The sequence below is a fragment of the Streptococcus sp. Marseille-Q5855 genome (assembly GCF_946901985.1).
Classification (GTDB): Bacteria; Bacillota; Bacilli; order Lactobacillales; family Streptococcaceae; genus Streptococcus.
This window is the reverse complement of sequence record NZ_CAMPPR010000002.1, coordinates 224,783-246,328: the sequence shown is the minus strand read 5'-3', so window position 1 is coordinate 246,328 and position 21,546 is coordinate 224,783. Positions and strand designations below refer to the sequence as shown.

Here is a 21,546-nt window from a genome sequence, read left to right as displayed (position 1 = left end):
TAAAATCGTATGATGACTTCATACGATTTTTAGGCTGTTTAGAGAGGAGAACTGATGTCTCAAGTAAAAGGTTTGTGTGTTATGGATGTGGATGGAACCTTAATCCTAGAAGAAGTGATTGATTTATTGGGAAGAGAGGCAGCTTGTGAGGAGGAAATTGCGCAGCTTACAAGTCAGGCAATGCGAGGAGAGTTGGACTTTGAAAGCAGTTTACGAGACAGAGTGTCCTTCTTGGAAGGTCTTCCTGTTTCGGTTTTTGATAAAGTCTTCAACACTATTCATCTATCGCCAAATGCCCAGGAATTCATCTCCATTCTCCAAAAGAATGGTATCCTAGTTGGTCTGGTGTCCGATGGCTTTACACCAATAGTTGAAAGATTGGCAAAATCTCTTGGAATTGCCTATTTCTCTGCCAACCAACTTGAAGTCAAAGGTGGCTTTCTAACAGGGAAATTAGTTGGACAAATTATTAGTCCCGAGGTTAAAAAAGAGACTATGGAACAATGGAGAGAGGAACTAAAACTTTCTAAAGAAAGAACGATTGCAATCGGTGATGGGGCCAATGATTTATTGATGTTGAAGTCAGCGGGACTAGGAATCGCCTTTTGTGCAAAAGAAGTACTCAAAAAAGAAATACCAAATCATGTTGACAAGAGGGATTTTTTAGAAGTTCTACCTTTGATTGACTGTTTAGAATGAGGGAAAATATGAAGATTGTAATTGCACCAGATTCGTTTAAGGAAAGCTTGTCTGCTCAACAGGTGGCTGAAGCTATTAAAAGAGGTTTCCAACAATCGATAGCAGATGTAGAATATCTCCTCTGCCCTGTTGGTGATGGGGGAGAAGGTACTGTAGATGCTATCCGACATTCTCTTGACCTAGAAGAAAAATGGATCCAAGTGACAGGCCCTTTTGGCCAAAAAGAAGCCATGCGCTATTTTCAAAAAGGGAAACTGGCACTATTTGAAGTTGCTGATTTGGTTGGCCTTGGAAAAATTCCGATAGAGAAACGAAATCCACTTCAAATCCAAACTCGTGGTATCGGAGAGTTGATTCGCCATCTCATTGCTCAAGGGATTAAAGAAATCTATATCGGCGTTGGTGGCACGGCTAGTAATGACGGAGGAATTGGGATCGCTGCTGGTTTAGGTTATCGATTTTATGATAAGGATGGAAATGTCTTGCCTGCATGCGGTCAATCCTTACTAAAATTAGCTTCTGTTTCAACAGAAAATCGCTATGAACTTCCTGAAGATGTGCAAATTCATATTTTAGCAGATGTTGTGAGTCCCTTATGTGGTCATCAAGGTGCGACCTACATTTTTGGCAAACAAAAAGGCCTACAACCTACTATGTTTGCAGTCGTAGATCAAGCGATCCAAGATTTTTATGAAAAAGTCTCACCTGCAACATTAGAAATTAAAGGAGCAGGAGCTGGTGGAGGCATTGCTGGCGGTTTGTGTGCCTTTGCTCAGGCAAATATCGTGTCTGGAATTGATACCTGTTTAGATTTGATTGATTTTGATAAGAAAGTTGCATATGCTGACTTGGTTATCGTCGGCGAAGGTAGACTGGACAGTCAAAGCTTTGCTGGGAAAGCGCCGATAGGCGTAGCAAAAAGAACCCCTGTCGGAGTTCCTGTCATTGCTATTTGTGGTAGTCTTGCTGAAGATTTACCTTCCCTACCATTTGAAAATATTCAAGCTGCCTTTTCAATTTTGGAGAAAAGTGAATCTTTAGAAGAGAGTTTGAAAAATGCCAGTCTCTATCTGGAGCGCACGGCTGCCAATATTGGGCACTTATTAAATATGCACAAGATTTAGCCAAACCATTTCTTCCAGAAGGATGTTTTGACTGGTTCTTCCTTTTGAACTTCCCAAAGTTTTGCAAAAGCAAGTCGAAGGTCCTTTTCTTCTACTTGTACTGGTGTATCGGTATGGATAATCAGTCCAAAAGGAGAAGAAGTGTGCTCTTCAGATACTATGGTAGCTTGGCTATCAGTTTCTTTTGCTTCTTTTAAGTAGAAAACTTGTTTGTCAAATTCGATAGTTGGTGAAATCTTCACAAATAGTGGCTCTGCTTTTTCTTGAAGATTTTCTAAAATAGATAAAAAACCTTTTTCTAGCTGAGGGCTATTTGCTGTGTCAATATCTGCATATCCAAGAACTCTTTCCTCAAAGGTACCAAGATAGCGTCTTTGCTCATCCGGATTTAATTTTGGCCCACCATGAGCTTTTTCAAGTAATTGTTTTGATAAATCTGTCATGAAAACAGTATATCATAAAAGTTAGAATAAAACAGACAAAAGAAAGCGATTACTTTATAAAGTTAAGGAAAATTTGCACAAAGATAACGTTTTTTCTTGAAAAAGGTGGGTTTTTAAGGTATTATAGAGGTGTAAAAAATTTAACTCATAAGGAGAGTAAAAAATGTCAATTATTACTGATGTTTACGCTCGCGAAGTCCTAGACTCACGCGGTAACCCAACACTTGAAGTAGAAGTTTACACTGAATCAGGTGCTTTCGGACGTGGTATGGTTCCATCAGGAGCTTCTACTGGTGAACACGAAGCAGTTGAACTTCGCGACGGTGACAAATCTCGTTACGGTGGTCTTGGTACACAAAAAGCTGTTGACAACGTAAACAACATCATTGCTGAAGCTATCATTGGCTACGATGTACGTGATCAACAAGCTATCGACCGTGCTATGATCGCTCTTGACGGTACTCCTAACAAAGGTAAATTGGGTGCAAACGCAATCCTTGGTGTGTCTATCGCTGTAGCTCGTGCTGCTGCTGACTACCTTGAAATCCCACTTTACAGCTACCTTGGTGGATTCAACACTAAAGTGCTTCCAACTCCAATGATGAACATCATCAACGGTGGTTCTCACTCTGACGCTCCAATCGCTTTCCAAGAATTCATGATCGTACCTGCTGGTGCGCCATCATTCAAAGAAGCTCTTCGTTGGGGTGCTGAAATCTTCCATGCTCTTAAGAAAATCCTTAAATCTCGTGGTTTGGAAACAGCCGTAGGTGACGAAGGTGGATTTGCTCCTCGTTTTGAAGGAACTGAAGACGGAGTTGAAACTATCCTTGCTGCTATCGAAGCTGCTGGATATGTTCCTGGTAAAGACGTATTTATCGGATTTGACTGTGCTTCATCAGAATTCTACGATAAAGAACGTAAAGTTTACGACTACACTAAATTTGAAGGTGAAGGAGCAGCTGTACGTACTGCTGCAGAACAAATCGACTACCTTGAAGAATTGGTAAACAAATACCCAATCATCACTATCGAAGATGGTATGGATGAAAATGACTGGGACGGTTGGAAAGCTCTTACTGAACGTCTTGGTGGTAAAGTTCAATTGGTTGGTGACGACTTCTTCGTAACAAACACTTCTTACCTTGAAAAAGGTATTGCAGAAGGTGCTGCTAACTCAATCCTTATCAAAGTTAACCAAATCGGTACTCTTACTGAAACATTCGACGCTATCGAAATGGCGAAAGAAGCTGGTTACACTGCCGTTGTATCACACCGTTCAGGTGAAACTGAAGATTCAACAATCGCTGACATCGCAGTTGCAACTAACGCAGGACAAATCAAGACTGGTTCACTTTCACGTACAGACCGTATCGCTAAATACAACCAATTGCTTCGCATCGAAGACCAACTTGGTGAAGTAGCTGAATACCGTGGATTGAAATCATTCTACAACCTTAAGAAATAAAATAGTTCAGTGAACTATTTTATCCCGAACCATGAAATTCAAAAGTTCGGCCGTTGATTTAACAACGTTTCTAGCCCCTCGGATTTTATCCGAAGGGCTATTTTTGTATTTAGGGGGCAAAAAAGGGGCAAAACTTTTTAAAAAATCTTTTTCATAACTTTATCCAGTACATTGATTGCTTCATCTTTCATGTTCTTCGTGATGTGGGTATAGATGGAATTAGTAACATCAGAATCAGAATGTCCAACCCTATTCATGATTGTTTTTAGCGGAATTTTATTTTCAGCTAAAATGCTGATGGTAGTATGTCTAAAAATGTGAGGCGATAGATGTTTGGGAATTGGTTTCTTTAGGCGTTCATTTGCTCGCTGGAGAGACTTGCTTAGGATGGAGCTATGAACGGGCTTTCCCGTATTTGTAACGAAGATGCGTTCACTTTTCTGCCAATTCTTATCGGTTGTTTCGCTTAGACGATTTAATTCAATCATTTTATCAAGTATTTCAATCTCTCTTTTTGTGAGGTGTGTCGTCCTGAAGCTGGCAAAAGTCTTAGTTCCATCATCATCTGGAATGTATCGATTGAATGTAGTATGGATATCCAATGTCTGCCTATCTTTGTGATATTTATCTAACATAAGACTAGCCAATATCTCCAAACAATTGAGGAGGATAGAAGTTTGATTAGTAGCTGACTAGTCCTTGTGTTATCTTGCTATATCGTGCAGAAATATTTCTATGTACAGGGTTCTAATACCTATATTTTTGACAATAATATAAGAAAATAGTATACTAAATAGACAGTCATTTATTGTAGTGATAACGGTTAGGAGAAAATAGTGTTAAAACGTATTTTAAATATAGCATTAGCTTATGTCGGTGTTGTTATTGGTGCTGGACTATCTTCAGGCCAAGATTTAATGCAATACTTTGTTAGTTTTGGTAAATGGGGTATCATTGGAACGATTGTTCTTGGAATCATAAGTATTATTTTTGGTAAAATTATCATTACCTTAGGAAGCTATTTCCGTTCAAATGATCATTTTGAAGTTCTTTCCCAAATTGCCGGGCCTATTACTAATAAGATTCTTGATTTTGCTTTAATTGTTTCCTGCTTTGTAATTGGTTTTGTTATGATTGCAGGAGCTGGTTCAAATCTTAACCAACAATTTGGTTTGCCATTTTGGTTGGGAGGATTGATTTGTGCTATCTTGGTCATTATTGTCAGTTTTCTTAATTTTGAAAAGATTACCAGCGTTCTTGGGATATTTACTCCTTTGGTCTTTGTCATGATTATCATTATGGCAGTCCATACGTTCGTAGGGAAAAGTTTTGATTTTGAAGAGTTAGAAGCAATCACAGCTACACTTTCTTCTCCGATGCCCAATGTATGGGTTTCTTTACTAAATTATTTCGCACTAACTGTTATGACTGGTGTATCCATGGCATTTGTCTTAGGAGGTTCTGTCATGAGAATTGGTGTTGCAGAAAAAAGTGGTCTCTTAGGTGGACTTGTAGTTAGTTTGATTATTACCGTAGCAACTGGTATTTTATACGCCAATATAAAACTTGTTTCAACTGTTGATATTCCTATGTTAACAATTGCGGAGCAAATTCATCCTCTATTTTCTTTGCTGTATGCTCTAATTATTTTTGGACTCATTTTTAATACAGCTTTCAGTTTATTTTATGCCTTGGCAAAACGTTTCTCTTCAAACCAACCTAAGCGCTTTTACCCTATTCTAATTGCTACGGTCGCTATAGGATATGGTTTATCTTTTATGGGGTTTAAAGAATTAGTCTCCATTATGTATCCTCTTTTAGGTTATGTCGGTTGTCTAATGCTGGTCATTTTAGCAGTGGCATGGATAAAAGAAAGAGGAAACATCAAAGGGGAAAAATCTTTAAGACGAAAGATGATTCGATTGATAACCAAAAAATATGACGATGAACAAGAATATACTATTAGAGATAAAGCGACATTTCACCAACTAGGTGAAGATTCTATTATAGATACTAAAAGTATCAAAAGTGATATCAAGGATTTGGTAAAAGAACAGTTTATTGATGATGATGAAGAGCCATAATGAAAGTGTCTTATCTTAACCGTTAATAAAACTGGCAAAATCTTTAAAATCAGAAAAGTGCATGTTATCAGGTGTCAAAAACACTTGATAATATGCCTTTTATTGTAATACTAGATACTTCAGCTTTTCCTAAAATTAAGTTTTTGCTATGCTTAGCTGAACTGACTTTTGAAGTATTTTCATTTTCAGATTAGTAGACAATGAACATTAACTAATCTATCTGCTAGTAGCTAGTCAGACAAAGACTGACTTATATATGGGGAAAATATTCTTTCAAGTGAGTTTTATCTTTATCCGGAACTAGAAAATAGCAATAATATCTACGAACTATATTCCATCGTGTGGAGGAGAGAGACTAATTTGGATGATTAAGAATAACCTACTATTAAAAAATAGATCATTTTTTAATATGAGATAAAAACCGATATTAAAAGCAATTTATTTCTATTTTTTAACATTTCATTGTATAATAGCAATATACGCAAATATCATGTGTCATCAGGTTAATACTCTTAGAAAATCTTTTTAAACCACGTCAGGCTAATATACAGACTCAAAACAGTGTTGTGAGTAGCCTACAGCTAGTTCCCTAGTTTACGCTTTGATTTTCATCGAGAATAACCTTTCTATTTCAATTTTAAGGAGAAAATGCAGAGTGAAAAAAATAATGCTAATTATCAATCCAACTTCTGGAGGAGAAAAAGCTTTAGATTACAAAGAGAAGCTGGAGAATAAAGCAAGAGAGTATTTTGATGATGTGGAAACTAAAATTACTCAAAAAGCCAAAGATGCTACAAATTTCGCAGAAGAAGCTGCTAGAGAAAGATATGAATCAATTCTAGTTTTTGGTGGAGATGGTACAGTCAATGAAGTTATTTCAGGGATTGCTGAAAGGGACTATATTCCTAAACTGGGAATTATACCAGGTGGTACTGGTAACCTTATTACAAAACTTTTAGAAATCAATCAAGATATTGACGGAGCTATTGAAGATCTGGATTTCAATTTAACTGATAAGATTGATATTGGAAAAGCAAATGGTCACTATTTTGGATATATCTTTAGTATCGGGTCTCTCCCTGAAGCCATTCATAATGTTGAAATTGAAGATAAAACGAAATTTGGTATCTTGGCTTATGCAGTTAATACCATGAAGTCCGTCATGACAGATCAAGTCTTTAACATTAAAGTTGAAACCGAAAATGGAAATTACCTTGGGGAAGCAAGTCATGTTTTAGTACTTCTAACAAATTATTTTGCAGATAAAAAAATCTTTGAAGAAAACAAGGATGGATATGCAAATATTCTAATTTTGAAAGATGCTTCTATATTCTCTAAATTATCTTTGATTCCGGATTTGTTAAAAGGAGATCTTGTAGAGAATGAAAATATTGAATATATAAAGGCACGTACTATTAAAATTTCTTCTGATATCGAATTAGAGTCGGATGTTGATGGCGATAAATCAGATAATCTACCAGTCGACATCAAGGTACTAGGACAACACATTGAAGTGTATTCCGTACCTAAGAAACAATCATAAAACTCAAAGCCTTGTTACCGAGGCTTTTTTCATTATGTGATTTTCAGTAGGCAGATTTATTCTATCTATAATACAAGTAAAATTAAGTATTTAAGATCTAGCAGATTTAGCAGATGATGAATAAAAGAAAGGATGGCCTAAATATTTTAACAGATTTACGAGACTAATCATGGTATAATATAGGGTAATGAAAAATTCCAACGAGGCAGAGATGAAATTACTTTATACTGATATTCGGACTTCTTTGACCGAGGTTCTAACTAGAGAAGCAGAAGAGCTAGTTGCTGCTGGCAAGCGAGTCTTCTATATCGCTCCTAACTCTCTTTCTTTTGAAAAGGAACGCGCCGTGCTGGAATGCTTGTCCCAGCAGGCTTCTTTTGCGATTACCGTCACGCGCTTTACTCAAATGGCTCGTTACCTGATTTTGAATGATTTGCCTGCCAAGATCAGTCTTGATGATATTGGTCTTGGGATGGCCTTTTACAAATGCCTTGCCGAACTTGATCCTAAGGATTTACGTGTTTATGGCGCTATCAAGCAAGATCCTCAATTTATCCAGCAGTTGATTGAGCTTTACCACGAGATGACCAAAGCTCAGATGAGTTTTTTGGACTTGGAGAGTTTGACGGATGAGGAAAAGAGGGTCGATTTACTCTTGATTTTTGAGAAGGTAACGGCCTACCTCAATCAAGGTCAGTTGGCTCAGGGAAGTCAGTTGTCCCACTTGATAGAGGCTATTGAGAATAACAAAGTTAGCAGTAATTTTACTCAAATCGCCTTGGTCATTGATGGATTTACCCGTTTTTCTGCCGAAGAAGAACGAATTGTGGACTTACTTCATGGCAAGGGAGTTGAGATTATTATTGGGGCTTATGCTAGTAAGAAAGCTTATACCAGTCCATTCGCTGAAGGCAATCTCTATCAAGCCAGTGTGGAGTTTCTCCATCATCTAGCCTCTAAATACCAAATTCCTGCTCAAGACCGTTCTCAGACTCATGAGAAGATGGATAGTTTTGATAAGGCCTCTCGTTTGCTGGAGTCTTCTTATAACTTTTCAGAATTAACATTGGATGTCAATGAGAAGGACCGTGACAACTTACAAATCTGGTCTTGCTTGACGCAAAAGGAGGAGTTGGAGCTAGTAGCCCGTAGCATTCGTCAGAAATTACATGAGAACTCAGACCTGAGCTACAAGCATTTTCGTATTCTCTTGGGGGATGTAGCTTCTTACCAATTATCTCTTAAAACCATTTTTGACCAGTATCAGATTCCTTTCTATCTTGGTAGAAGCGAATCCATGGCTCATCATCCCTTGACACAGTTTGTCGAGTCTATTTTAGCTTTGAAACGCTATCGTTTCCGTCAGGAGGATTTGATTAATCTCCTCAGAACAGGTTTGTATACAGATCTTAGTCAAGCTGATATTGATGCTTTTGAGCAATATATACGTTATCTTGGTATCAATAGCTTGCCAGCCTTTCAGCAAACCTTTACCAAATCCCACCATGGAAAATTTAATCTGGAACGTTTAAATGCTCTTCGTCTGCGTATTTTAACACCTCTTGAAACCCTCTTTGCCAGTCGAAAACAAAAGGCTGAAAATCTCTTGCAAAAGTGGAACTCTTTTCTAAAAGAAGGAGCTGTGACCAAGCAGTTACAAGATTTGACAGCCACTATGGAAATTCTTGAACAGGGAAGACAGGACGAAGTTTGGAAGGCATTCTGTCATGTTTTAGAACAATTTGCGACCGTTTTTGCTGGTTCGCAAGTTAATCTAGAGGACTTCCTTGCCTTGCTTCATTCTGGGATGAGCCTATCTCAGTATCGCACCATTCCAGCAACAGTGGACACCGTTCTGGTGCAGAGTTACGATTTGATTGCTCCTCTGACAGCTGACTTTGTTTATGCTATTGGGCTGACTCAGGACCATTTACCAAAAATCGCGCAAAATACTAGCCTTTTGACAGACGAAGAAAGACAAAATTTAAACCAAACGACTGAAGAGGGAGCACAATTGCTGATTGCCAGCAGTGAGAACCTCAAGAAAAATCGCTATACTATGCTTTCCTTGGTCAATTCTGCCCGTAAGCAGTTGGTTTTGTCGGCTCCAAGCCTTTTTAATGAAAGTGAAAGCAAGGAATCAGCCTATCTTCAAGAGCTAGTCCATTTTGGATTTAGTCGGAGAGAGAAGAGGATGAATCACAAAGGGCTGTCTAAGGAAGATATGGGGTCCTATCACAGTCTTTTGTCCAGTCTGGTTGCCTATCACCAGCAGGGCGAGATGAGTGAGACTGAGCAAGATTTGACATTTATTAAGGTTCTGGCGCGTGTCATGGGTAAAAAGTTAGATCAGCAAGGTCTGAAAAATCCTGCCCTTCCAACCAGTCCAAGCAGTAAGCCCTTGGCCAAGGACACCTTGCAAGCTCTCTATCCAACTGATCAGGAGTTTTACCTGTCTACCTCCGGTTTGACGGAGTTTTACCGCAATGAATACAGTTATTTTCTTCGCTACGTGTTAGGCTTGCAGGAGGAATTGCGCCTGCGTCCAGATGCCCGTAGTCACGGGAATTTCTTACACCGTATTTTTGAACGAGCCTTGCAGTTGCCTGACGAAGATTCTTTTGACCAACGTTTAGAACAAGCTATTCAAGAAACCAGTCAAGAACGCGAATTTGAAGCTATTTATCAAGAAAGTTTGGAAGCCCAGTTTACTAAAGAAGTTCTGCTTGATGTGGCGCGGACGACTGGACATATTCTCCGACACAATCCAGCCATCGAAACCATCAAAGAAGAGGCGAACTTCGGGGGTAAAGAGCAGGCCTTTATTCAATTGGATAATGGGCGCAGTGTCTTTGTACGAGGTAAGGTTGACCGGATTGACCGTTTGAAAGCTGATGGAGCGATTGGAGTGGTAGACTACAAGTCGAGTTTAACTCAGTTCCAGTTTCCTCATTTCTTTAATGGGCTCAATTCCCAGTTACCAACCTATCTTGCTGCCCTAAAAAGAGAGGGGGAACAGAACTTTTTCGGTGCCATGTACTTGGAAATGGCTGAGCCTGTCCAATCTCTGATGGCCGTTAAAAGTCTGGCAGGTGCAGTAGTAGAAGCTAGCAAGTCTATGAAATACCAAGGCCTCTTTTTAGAAAAAGAAAGCAGTCATTTGGGCGAATTTTATAACAAAAACAAGGCTAATCAGCTGACGGATGAGGAATTCCAGCTCCTACTGGACTACAATGCCCATCTTTATAAAAAAGCGGCTGAGAAGATTTTAGCAGGCCAGTTCGCCATTAACCCTTATACTGAAAATGACAGAAGTATTGCACCGTATGTTCAGCAACACCAAGCCATCACTGGATTTGAAGCCAATTACCACTTGGGCCAAGCCCGTTTTCTAGAAAAGTTGGACTTAGCTGATGGCAAACGACTGGTCGGAGAAAAACTTAAGCAAGCTTGGTTTGAAAAAATAAGAGAGGAGTTGAATCGATGAAGCCTATTCCCTTTTTAACTGAGGGGGAAATTCAAAAACTGCAAGAAGCAGAAGCGCATTCGAGCAAGGAACAAAAGAAAACTGCCGAACAAATTGAAGCCATCTACACTTCTGGTCAGAATATCCTCGTTTCAGCGTCGGCTGGTTCTGGTAAAACCTTTGTCATGGCAGAGCGCATTCTAGATCAATTGGCGCGTGGTGTCGAAATTTCTCAACTCTTTATCTCAACCTTTACCGTCAAAGCTGCGACCGAACTCAAAGAACGTTTGGAAAAGAAAATTAGCCAACAAATCCAAGAAAGCGATGACGTTGACCTCAAACAACACTTGGGTCGTCAGTTGGCAGACCTACCCAACGCAGCCATCGGAACCATGGACTCTTTCACACAAAAATTCCTTGGCAAACATGGTTATCTGATTGATATTGCGCCTAATTTCCGTATTTTACAAAACCAGAGCGAGCAACTCCTTCTCAAAAACGAAGTCTTTCATGAGGTATTTGAAGCCCATTACCAAGGCAAACAGAAAGGGACCTTTAGTCATTTGCTGAAAAACTTTGCTGGACGTGGCAAGGATGAACGGGGGCTGCGCCAGCAAGTCTATAAAATTTATGACTTCCTCCAATCAACCAGCAACCCTCAAAAGTGGCTGAGTGAATCTTTCCTCAAAGGTTTTGAAGAGGCTGATTTTACCAGTGAAAAAGAAAAACTGACTGAGCAAATCCAGCAAGCCCTTTGGGACTTGGAAAGTTTCTTCCGTTATCATCTGGATAATGATGCCAAGGAGTTTCCTAAGGCTCCCTATTTAGAAAATGTCCAGTTGATTCTGGATGAAATTAGTTCCTTGAATCAAGAGTCCGATAGTCAGGCTTATCAAACGGCGCTTGCGCGTGTTGTCGCAATTTCGAAAGAGAAAAACGGCCGAGCTCTGACTAATGCCAGCCGTAAGGCTGATTTGAAGCCGCTGGTCGATGCCTACAACGAAGAGAGAAAGACCCAGTTTGCTAAACTAGGACAACTGTCAGACCAGATAACCATTCTCGACTATCAAGAACGTTATCATGGAGAGACCTGGGAACTAGCTAAGACTTTCCAAACTTTCATGAGTGATTTTGTGGAAGCTTATCGTCAGCGTAAGCGCCAGGAAAACGCCTTTGAATTCGCTGATATTAGCCATTATACCATTGAGATTTTGGAGAATTTTCCGCAAGTCCGTGAGGCTTATCAGGAGCGCTTCCATGAAGTCATGGTAGACGAGTATCAAGATACCAACCATATTCAAGAACGGATGCTGGAATTACTTTCTAATGGCCACAACCGCTTTATGGTGGGAGATATCAAGCAATCTATCTATCGTTTCCGTCAGGCAGACCCGCAGATTTTCAATGAAAAGTTCCAACGCTATGCGCAAAATCCAAAAGAGGGCAAGCTCATTCTCCTCAAGGAAAATTTCCGTAGTAGTTCCGAAGTGCTATCAGCAACCAATGATGTTTTTGAACGCCTTATGGATCAAGAGGTCGGTGAAATCAACTATGATAACATGCACCAGCTTGTTTTTCCCAATACTAAACTGACTCCCAATCCAGACAACAAGGCAGAATTTCTCCTCTACGACAAGGACGACACAAATGAGGAAGAAGAAAGCCCGGCAGGAACGAAACTAACAGGTGAAATGCGCTTAGTTATCAAGGAGATTCTGAAACTTCATCAGGAGAAAGGTGTTTCCTTTAAAGAAATTGCCCTTTTGACCTCCAGCCGCAGTCGTAATGACCAGATTCTTCTCGCCCTGTCTGAGTACGGGATTCCTGTTAAAACTGACGGAGAGCAAAACAATTATCTCCAATCCCTAGAAGTACAAGTCATGCTAGACACCCTTCGTGTCATTCACAATCCCCTGCAAGACTACGCCTTGGTTGCCCTTATGAAGTCTCCAATGTTTGGTTTTGATGAGGATGAGTTAGCACGTTTGTCCCTTCAGAAAGCAGAGGATAAAATCCAAGAAAATCTCTATGAGAAACTGGTCAATGCTCAAAAAATGGTAACAAGCCAGAAAAAATTGATCCACACAGCTCTAGCTGAGAAACTAAACCAATTCATGGAAATCTTGGCTTCTTGGCGCCTGTATGCCAAAACGCACTCTCTCTATGACTTGATTTGGAAGATTTACAACGACCGTTTTTATTATGATTACGTTGGGGCTTTGCCAAATGGGCCTGCTAGACAAGCTAATCTCTATGCTCTAGCACTGCGAGCTGACCAGTTTGAAAAGAGCAATTTCAAGGGCTTGTCACGTTTTATTAGCATGATTGACAAGGTCCTAGAAGCCCAGCACGATTTGGCAAGCGTGGCAGTCGCACCGCCAAAAGATGCAGTAGAGCTCATGACCATTCACAAGAGTAAAGGGCTGGAGTTTCCTTACGTCTTTATCCTCAATATGGATCAAGACTTTAACAAGCAAGACAGCATGTCAGAAGTCATTCTCAGTCGTAAAAATGGACTAGGTGTCAAATACATTGCCAAAATGGAGACAGGAGCAGTGAAAGCCTACTACCCTAAAACCATCAAACTCTCCATTCCTAGTCTGACCTATAGGCAGAACGAAGAAGAATTACAGCTGGCAAGCTATTCAGAGCAAATGCGTCTGCTGTATGTTGCCATGACGAGGGCTGAGAAAAAGCTCTATCTTGTCGGTAAGGGTTCTCGTGAAAAGCTGGAAGCCAAGGAATACCCAGCAGCCAAAAATGGAAAACTAAATAGCAACACTAGACTGCAAGCCAAGAATTTTCAAGATTGGATCTGGGCTATCAGCAAAGTATTTGCCAAGGATCATCTCAACTTTAGCTATCGTTTTATTGGCGAAGATCAGTTGACCAGAGAAGCTATCGGTCAGTTAGAAAACAAAAGCCCTCTACAAGATAGCTCCCAAGCAGACAATCGCCAGTCTGAAACTATTAAAGAAGCTCTTGAAATGCTGAAAGAGGTGGAAGTTTATAATAGTATTCACCGCGCAGCTATTGAATTGCCAAGTGTTCAAACCCCAAGTCAAATCAAGAAATTCTACGAACCAGTTATGGATATGGAAGGTGTCGAGATTGCAGGTCAAGGCCAGTCAGTAGACAAGAAAATCAGCTTTTCTTTACCAGATTTTTCAAGCAAAGAAAAGATAACTGGAGCTGAGATTGGTAGTGCTATCCACGAACTCATGCAGAGAATGGATCTCAGTCACCGACCAACGCTTGCCAGCCTGACAGAAACTCTCAAACAAGTTCAAACCAGCCCGGCTGTCAGAGACAAGATTAATCTTGCTAAAATTCTAGCTTTCTTTGACACAGCACTCGGTCAGGAAATTCTTGCTAATATTAACCATCTCTATCGTGAGCAACCCTTCTCCATGCTCAAACGAGATCAAAAGAGTCAGGAAGATTTTGTTGTCCGTGGAATCTTGGACGGCTATCTGCTTTATGAGGATAGAATCGTTCTTTTCGACTACAAGACAGACCGCTATGATGAGTCCAGTCAACTCGTAGACCGTTATCGTGGTCAGTTAGCCCTTTATGGAGAAGCTTTATCTCGAGCCTATTCGATTGAAAATATTGAAAAATACTTGATTTTACTAGGTAAAGACGATGTTCAAGTTGTAAAAGTATAATATAGAAAGGAGACCTCATGACACTTCCAGTTAGAAAATCCCTGCATGATGCGGTTTTACAGGCTTCAAAAGCGGATACTTGGGAACAAGCTACCAAGGAATGGAATGAAGTTTCCTTGATTTTTAACGGTATTGGCCGTAGCAATTGTGTCTGTGGAAATGCCATCAAATACGCTTATGAACTCTTTAACGGTGTCACAGGCCAACGCCTCTTTCCAATTGGTAGCGACTGTGTTCGTCATTTTCATCGATTATCCCTTGACCAGCAATTGGAAGAGGAAGAAAAACTGCTAAGAAAGATTGAAAATCTGACCAGAAAAGCCCAGAAAAAGGAGAAAATCAAGGTCAATAAAAGTGACTTTGACGAGCGTCTTCTAAAGTGGCTCTGGGAAAAAGGTGTTTTTAAACCTAATCGTGGCAATCAGTTCTCCCCTGATAGAGACTACCAGCTCTTCCTAGAAGTCTTTCAAGGAGGAAGTTGGACCAAGGCAGAGCCCAAGAAAAAGGCTCGTATGGAAGAAGTTCTTGAAAAATGTATCAAACCCTTCTTACTTGGAAAACCAGATGACCAACTCTACCTTGTCAAGCTAGGTAAGGAGAAAATTGACTACGAACAAGAACTCCGTATTCAGGCAGAGAAAGAGCGCAAGAAGAGGGATAAAATCGCCAAGCAATATGCAGACAATCTGGTTCTAGCCATGGGTCCAGCAGAGCGTGCCTATCAAGATTACTTTGGCTTTACAGAGACACTGACTCAAGAAGAACGCAAGTGGGAGAAAATTCTTTTTGGTAAAAATCGGACAGAACGGGCTATCAAGGCCAAACAATACCAAAAAGAGTTGGAAAAAGACCAACGAATTGCCAGTCAGGATCCAATTGAAAGAAAACAGAAGCAGACCTGGCTCCTCAATTCCTATTTTCGTGAGCTTCCTGAAGAAAAAGCCAGATTTGCTCGACTCTTATTAGAATATCGAAAAAGTGGAGAAGTTCCCTTTTCAACTGAATATCTGTCAGATCATCTGCTCGACTTTTTCTATAAAATGAAAGCTTTTGAGTTTGAAATCGCACCAGAACAAGTCCGAGATTTTCTAAAAGAAAGTCTCCAGTCAGAACATCTATCCTCAGCACAAGAAAGCTGGATAGAAGGAATTCTCCTCAACTGCATCAAACCATTTTTAGAACGATTATTGATATGAGTAACACCTACCGTGGAAGTTTCATGGTAGGTGTTATTTTATCCAAAAAAATATAAAACAAAGTATGAAAACGATACTAAATTTTAAGACTTTTCGGTAAATAAAGAGTATAATTAAGGTATACTGCCTTTTTTATAGATAATACACTAATATAATAAAGGTCTTTGTAACATTTATAAATTGTATTTCAAGGAGGAATCATGGGAAAGTATTTTGGTGAAAAACAAGAACGTTTTTCATTTAGAAAATTATCAGTAGGACTTGTATCTGCAACGATTTCAAGTTTATTTTTTATGTCTGTATTAGCTAGTTCATCTGTGGATGCTCAAGAAACTAAAGGTGTTCACTATAAATATGTAACAGATTCAGAGCTATCATCAGAAGAAAAGAATCAGCTCGTTTATGATATTCCGACATACGTGGAGAATGATGATGAGACTTATTATCTTGTTTATAAGTTAAATTCTCAAAATCAACTGGCGGAATTGCCACATACTGGAAGCAAGAATGAGGTGCAAGCCTTAGTTGCTGGTGCTAGCTTAGCTGCTCTGGGGATTTTAATTTTTGCTGTTTCCAAGAAAAAAGTTAAGAATAAAACAATATTACATTTAGTATTGGTTGCAGGAATAGGAAATGGTGTCTTAGTTTCAGCTCATGCTTTAGAAAATAATCTCTTACTGAATTACAATACGGACTATGAATTGACCTCTGGAGAAAAATTACCTCTTCCTAAAGAGATTTCAGGTTATACTTATATTGGATATATCAAAGAGGGAAACATAACTTCTGAATCTAAAGTAAGCAATCAAGAGAAATCAGTATCTAGTCCAACAACTCAACAAAAGGTGGATTATAATGTTACACCGACTTTTGTAGAACATCCATCAACAGTACAAGCTATTCAGGAACAAACACCTGTTTCTTCAACTAAGCCGACAGAAGTTCAAGTAGTTGAAAAACCTTTCTCTACTGAATTAATCAATCCAAGAAAAGAAGAGAAACAATCTTCAGATTCTCAAGCACAATTAGCAGAACATAAGAATCTAGAAACGAAGAAAGAGGAGAAGAATTCTCCAAAAGAAAAGACTGGGGTAAATACACTAAATCCACAGGATGAAGTTTTATCAGGTCAGTTGAATAAACCTGAACTCTTATATCGTGAGGAAGCTATAGAGACAAAAATAGATTTTCAAGAAGAAATTCAGGAGAATCCTGATTTAGCTGAAGGAACTGTAAGAGTAAAACAAGAAGGTAAATTAGGTAAGAAAGTTGAAATCGTCAGAATATTCTCTGTAAACAAGGAAGAGGTTTCACGAGAAATTGTTTCATCTTCAACGACTGCGCCTGTTCCAAGAATAGTAGAAAAAGGTACTAAAAAAACTCAAGTTATAAAGGAACAACCTGAGACTGGTGTAGAACATAAGGACGTACAGGCGGGAGCTATTGTTGAACCAGCAGTTCAACCAGCTTTGCCAGAAGCTGTAGTAAGTGATAAAGGCGTACCAGAAGTCCAGCCAGCGTTACCAGAAGCTGTTGTAGCCGACAAAGGTGAGCCCGAAGTCCAACCAGAGTTGCCAGAAGCTGTTGTAACAGATAAGGGTGAACCAGAACAGGTAGCCACGCTACCAGAATATACAGGTCTACAAGCTGGAGCTATTGTTGAACCTGAAAAAGTTGAACCGGAATATGCTGGAGTACAAGCTGGGGCTATTGTTGAACCTGAGCAAGTAGCCCCCCTACCAGAATACACAGGAGTCCAGGCTGGAGCGATAGTCGAACCAGAACAAGTAGCCCCCCTACCAGAATACACAGGCCCACAAGCTGGAGCTATTGTTGAACCGGAGCAGGTAACCCCACTGCCAGAATACACAGGAGTACAGGCTGGTGCTATTGTTGAACCGGAACAGGTAGATCCACTTCCTGAATACAAGGGGAATATTGAGCAACTAAAACCTGAAACTCCGGTTGAGAAACCAAAAGAAACTGATTTAGAGAAAACACTTGAATTAAGAAATGTTTCTGATATTGAATTGTATAGCCATCAAACAAACGGAACTTATAAACAGCATGTATCTTTGAATCAGATCCCAAGTAATCCAGATACTTACTTTGTAAAGGTAAAATCTTCTACGTTTAAAGATGTTTATCTCCCAGTAAAATCTATATATGAAGAGTTGAAAGATGGGCGTACATTTTATAAAATTACAGCTGGAGTTGATAAACTCCAGCAAGAGATAGACCATAAATATGTTGACAATTTCAGTTTCTATTTAGCTAAGAAGACTACAGAGGAAACGACAAACTTTACTTCCTTTGCTAATCTAGTTCAGGCCATCAACCAAAATCTTGGTGGAACATATTATCTATCAGCCAGCTTGAATGCTAACGAAGTGGAACTGGATCCTGATGCTAAGTCTTATATTACAGGCACCTTTACTGGTAGGTTGATTGGGAAAAAAGATGGCAAAAATTATGCTATCTATAATTTGAAAAAACCTCTATTTAACAATTTAAGTAATGCTACAGTAGAAAAATTAAGTCTGAAAAATGTTGCTATTTCAGGAAAGAATGATATTGGTTCATTGGCAAATGAAGCTACAAATGGTACAAAGATTAATCAAGTTCATGTTAATGGTATATTAGCAGGGGAACGTGGTATTGGTGGCCTGCTTGCCAAGGCTGAACAATCAAGTATCTCTGATAGCAGTTTCAAGGGAAGGATTATTAATACCTATGAAACAACTACTCCATATAATATCGGTGGTTTGGTTGGACATTTGACAGGAAAAAACGCGTCCATTGCTAAATCTAAAGCTACAATAGCTATTTCATCAAATGCAAATCAATCGGATCAGACTGTCGGTGGTCTTGTGGGACTTGTAGACAATGATGCACATATCCGTAATAGCTATGCTGAGGGAGATATCAATAATGTCAAACAGTTTGGAGAAGTCGCTGGGGTAGCAGGTTACTTGTGGGATAGACGCTCAAATGATGAAAAACATGCTGGTGAATTGACCGATGTTCTCAGCGATGTCAATGTAACCAACGGGAATGCCATCACTGCTTACCACTATAACAATATGAAGGTGACAGCTACATTCAGCAATAAAGCTAATAGAGTTATCAAAGTTGCCTTGGAGAATGATGAAGTTGTCAGCAAGGAATCTTTTGAAGAAAGAGGAATGATGTTAGATGCTTCTCAAGTGGCAAGCAAGAAAGCAGAAATCAATCCTCTAACCCCACCAACAGTGGAGCCTCTTTCAACAAGTGGCAATAAAGAAAGTGATTTTTCTAAGGTGGCAAATTATCAAGATAAACGCGCCTTGGCTTATAAGAATATTGAAAAATTATTACCTTTCTATAATAAGGAAACCATAGTAAAATATGGAAATCTAGTAAATGAGAACAGTTTGTTATTTAAAAAAGAACTTTTATCTGCTGTCATGATGAATGATGACCAAGTAATCACAGATATTATTTCAGATAAATATAATGCAAACAAACTCTTGCTTCACTATAATGATTATTCATCTGAGAAATTTGATCTCAAGTATCAGGATGATTTTGCCAATCTAGCAGAATATAATCTAGCAGATACGGGCCTTCTCTACACTCCAAACCAATTCTTGTATAACCAAACCTCTATCATCAATCAAGTTTTACCTGAATTACAGCAAGTTGCCTACAATTCAGAAGCTATCAGAAAGACACTTGGTATTTCTTCGAAAGTTAAGTTAACCGAGCTATATCTAGAAGACCAGTTTGCTAAAACGAAGGATCATCTAGAAGAAAGTCTAAAAAAACTATTGTCTGCGGATGCTGCTCTAGCGGGAGACAATCAAGTAATGATGGGTTATATTGTAGATAAAATCAAGCGTAACAAGGAAGCCTTGCTACTTAGTATGAGCTACCTAGAACGCTGGTATAACTTTAGTTATGATAAAGTGGATGCAAAAGACCTTGTAATGTACCATCTAGATTTCTTTGGCAAAGGAAATTCTTCTCCGTTAGATACCTTGATTGAGTTAGGTAAATCAGGATTTAATAATCTTCTTGCCAAGAACAACGTTGATACTTATGCTATTAGTTTAGCTAGCCATCATGGAACGAAAGATTTGTTTAGCACGCTTAAAAATTATCGAAAAGTCTTTCTACCAAACACGACTAATAATGACTGGTTTAAATCACAGACAAAAGCCTTAATCGTTGAAGAAAAATCTAATATTCCAGAAGTGAGGGCTAATCAGGAAAAAGTTGGCAGCAAGTACTCTATCGGTGTCTATGATCGAATCACTAGCGACAGTTGGAAATACCGTAACATGGTACTACCTCTACTTACCTTGCCAGAAAAATCAGTATTTGTCATTTCAACTATCTCTAGCCTAGGCTTTGGTGCTTATGATCGCTATCGTAATAAAGAACATCAAGCAAGTGGTGATCTGAATAGCTTTGTTGAAAAGAGTGCTCACGAAACAGCAGAGCGTCAACGAGATCACTATGATTATTGGTATCGTATTCTAGATAAGGAAGGGCGTGAGAAGCTTTACCGAAATATCTTGCTTTATGATGCCTATAAATTCGGAGATGATAATACTGATGGAAAAGCTACAACAGTAGCAGATTTTGATAGTCAAAATCCTGCAATGAAACATTTCTTTGGACCTGTTGGAAATAAGGTTGGACATAATGGACACGGTGCTTATGCTACAGGGGATGCCGTTTATTATATGGGTTATCGTATGTTGGATAAGGATGGAGCTATCACTTATACACATGAAATGACGCATGATTCAGATCAGGACATCTATCTTGGTGGCTATGGTCGAAGAAGTGGCTTGGGACCAGAGTTCTTTGCAAAAGGCTTATTACAAGCACCAGACCATCCAAATGACGCAACCATCACCATCAACTCTATCTTGAAACATTTAAAATCGGATAGTAAAGAAGGAGAACGATTACAAATACTTGATCCAACTACAAGATTTAATAATGCAGATGATTTGAAGCAATATGTCCACAACATGTTTGACGTTGTTTATATGTTGGAATATCTCGAGGGGAATTCAATTCTTAAATTGGATACTTATCAAAAACAACAACTTCTTAGAAAAGTTACAAATGAGTATCATCCAGATCCAGATGGAAATAATGTCTACGCAACAAATGTAGTTAAAGATTTGGCATATGCAGAAGCTGAAAGACTACGTTCATTCAATGATTTGATTGAGAATAATATTATTTCGTCTAGGGAATATGCGTCAGGCAAATACGAAAGAAATGGCTACTTCACTATTAAATTATTTGCGCCGATTTATGCAGCATTAAGTAATGATGACGGAACGCCAGGTGACCTGATGGGACGTCGTATGGCCTATGAACTATTAGCTGCTAAAGGATTTAAAGATGGTATGGTGCCATATATCTCAAATCAATTTGAACCAGATGCTAGGGCAAATAATAAAACGATTACCTCATATGGTAAGATCAAAGGATTAGTGACAGATAAATTGGTACTTCAAAAATTATTTAATGGTCAATACCACACTTGGAGTGATTTTAAAAAGGCTATGTATGCAGAGCGTAAAGACAAGTTCAGCAAATTGAACAAAGTTACCTTTAAGGATACAAGTAAATCGTGGACAAGCTTTGCAACCAAAACCACAAGTAATATAGATGAGTTGCAACGACTAATGAATGAAGCTGTCCGTCAGGATGCAGAAGGTACTCGTTGGGATAACTATAATCCAGAGACTGATAGTGCAGTTCATAAGTTGAAGAGAGCGATCTTTAAAGCTTATCTTGACCAAACTGATGATTTTAGAAGTTCAATTTTTGAAAATAAAAAATAGTGT

Annotated in this window: 11 protein-coding genes; 9 read left to right on the top strand and 2 right to left on the bottom strand. The window is 39.0% G+C overall.

Annotation, left to right across the window (positions count from 1 at the left end; all coding sequences use genetic code 11):
* Positions 1 to 54 precede the first annotated feature (54 nt).
* Together serB and OC529_RS03625 are read left to right on the top strand one after the other, a co-directional pair.
* Complete coding sequence (serB, locus tag OC529_RS03630; RefSeq protein WP_262081505.1) at positions 55 to 699, top strand: phosphoserine phosphatase SerB; 645 nt, start codon at positions 55 to 57, stop codon at positions 697 to 699.
* A gap of 8 nt (positions 700 to 707) precedes the next feature.
* Positions 708 to 1,823, top strand: coding sequence for a glycerate kinase (locus OC529_RS03625; protein ID WP_262081504.1), 1,116 nt, complete (start codon positions 708 to 710; stop codon positions 1,821 to 1,823).
* Here OC529_RS03625 and OC529_RS03620 read toward each other — a convergent pair.
* The gene (locus OC529_RS03620) at positions 1,820 to 2,266 is read right to left on the bottom strand and encodes a YueI family protein (RefSeq protein ID WP_173217858.1); all 447 of its coding nucleotides are present in this window, start codon (positions 2,264 to 2,266) and stop codon (positions 1,820 to 1,822) included. The two genes, OC529_RS03625 and OC529_RS03620, sit on opposite strands and share 4 nt — an antisense overlap.
* 163 nt (positions 2,267 to 2,429) lie before the next feature.
* Here OC529_RS03620 and eno point away from each other — a divergent pair, with 163 nt between their 5' ends.
* Positions 2,430 to 3,734 carry a surface-displayed alpha-enolase gene (eno, locus tag OC529_RS03615; RefSeq protein WP_000022821.1) on the top strand — a complete coding sequence of 435 codons (1,305 nt, stop codon included), beginning with the start codon at positions 2,430 to 2,432 and terminating at the stop codon, positions 3,732 to 3,734.
* 137 nt (positions 3,735 to 3,871) lie between these two features.
* On the opposite strand, the gene OC529_RS03610 is transcribed toward eno, so the two are convergent.
* Positions 3,872 to 4,369: a tyrosine-type recombinase/integrase gene (locus tag OC529_RS03610; RefSeq protein WP_262081503.1), complete on the bottom strand. Its 498-nt coding sequence runs from the start codon at positions 4,367 to 4,369 to the stop codon at positions 3,872 to 3,874.
* 201 nt (positions 4,370 to 4,570) lie between these two features.
* Between OC529_RS03610 and OC529_RS03605 the strand changes: the two genes are divergently transcribed.
* The 6 genes from OC529_RS03605 to OC529_RS03580 all read left to right on the top strand — a co-directional run bounded on the left by OC529_RS03605 (position 4,571) and on the right by OC529_RS03580 (position 21,543).
* Positions 4,571 to 5,818, top strand: a complete 1,248-nt coding sequence (locus tag OC529_RS03605; protein ID WP_262081502.1) for a hypothetical protein — start codon at positions 4,571 to 4,573, stop codon at positions 5,816 to 5,818.
* A 655-nt stretch (positions 5,819 to 6,473) separates the two neighbouring features.
* Positions 6,474 to 7,361, top strand: coding sequence for a diacylglycerol/lipid kinase family protein (locus tag OC529_RS03600; RefSeq protein WP_057487685.1), 888 nt, complete (start codon positions 6,474 to 6,476; stop codon positions 7,359 to 7,361).
* Positions 7,362 to 7,572: 211 nt separating this feature from the next.
* Positions 7,573 to 10,848, top strand: coding sequence for an ATP-dependent nuclease subunit B (gene rexB, locus OC529_RS03595; protein WP_262081501.1), 3,276 nt, complete (start codon positions 7,573 to 7,575; stop codon positions 10,846 to 10,848).
* Positions 10,845 to 14,495, top strand: a complete 3,651-nt coding sequence (addA, locus tag OC529_RS03590) for a helicase-exonuclease AddAB subunit AddA (RefSeq protein ID WP_262081500.1) — start codon at positions 10,845 to 10,847, stop codon at positions 14,493 to 14,495. The genes rexB and addA overlap by 4 nt, the downstream gene beginning before the upstream one ends.
* A gap of 17 nt (positions 14,496 to 14,512) precedes the next feature.
* Positions 14,513 to 15,691: a hypothetical protein gene (locus OC529_RS03585; protein WP_262081499.1), complete on the top strand. Its 1,179-nt coding sequence runs from the start codon at positions 14,513 to 14,515 to the stop codon at positions 15,689 to 15,691.
* 200 nt (positions 15,692 to 15,891) lie between these two features.
* On the top strand, positions 15,892 to 21,543 hold the full coding sequence (locus OC529_RS03580) for a ZmpA/ZmpB/ZmpC family metallo-endopeptidase (RefSeq protein ID WP_262081498.1): 5,652 nt from the start codon (positions 15,892 to 15,894) through the stop codon (positions 21,541 to 21,543).
* Positions 21,544 to 21,546 lie beyond the last annotated feature (3 nt).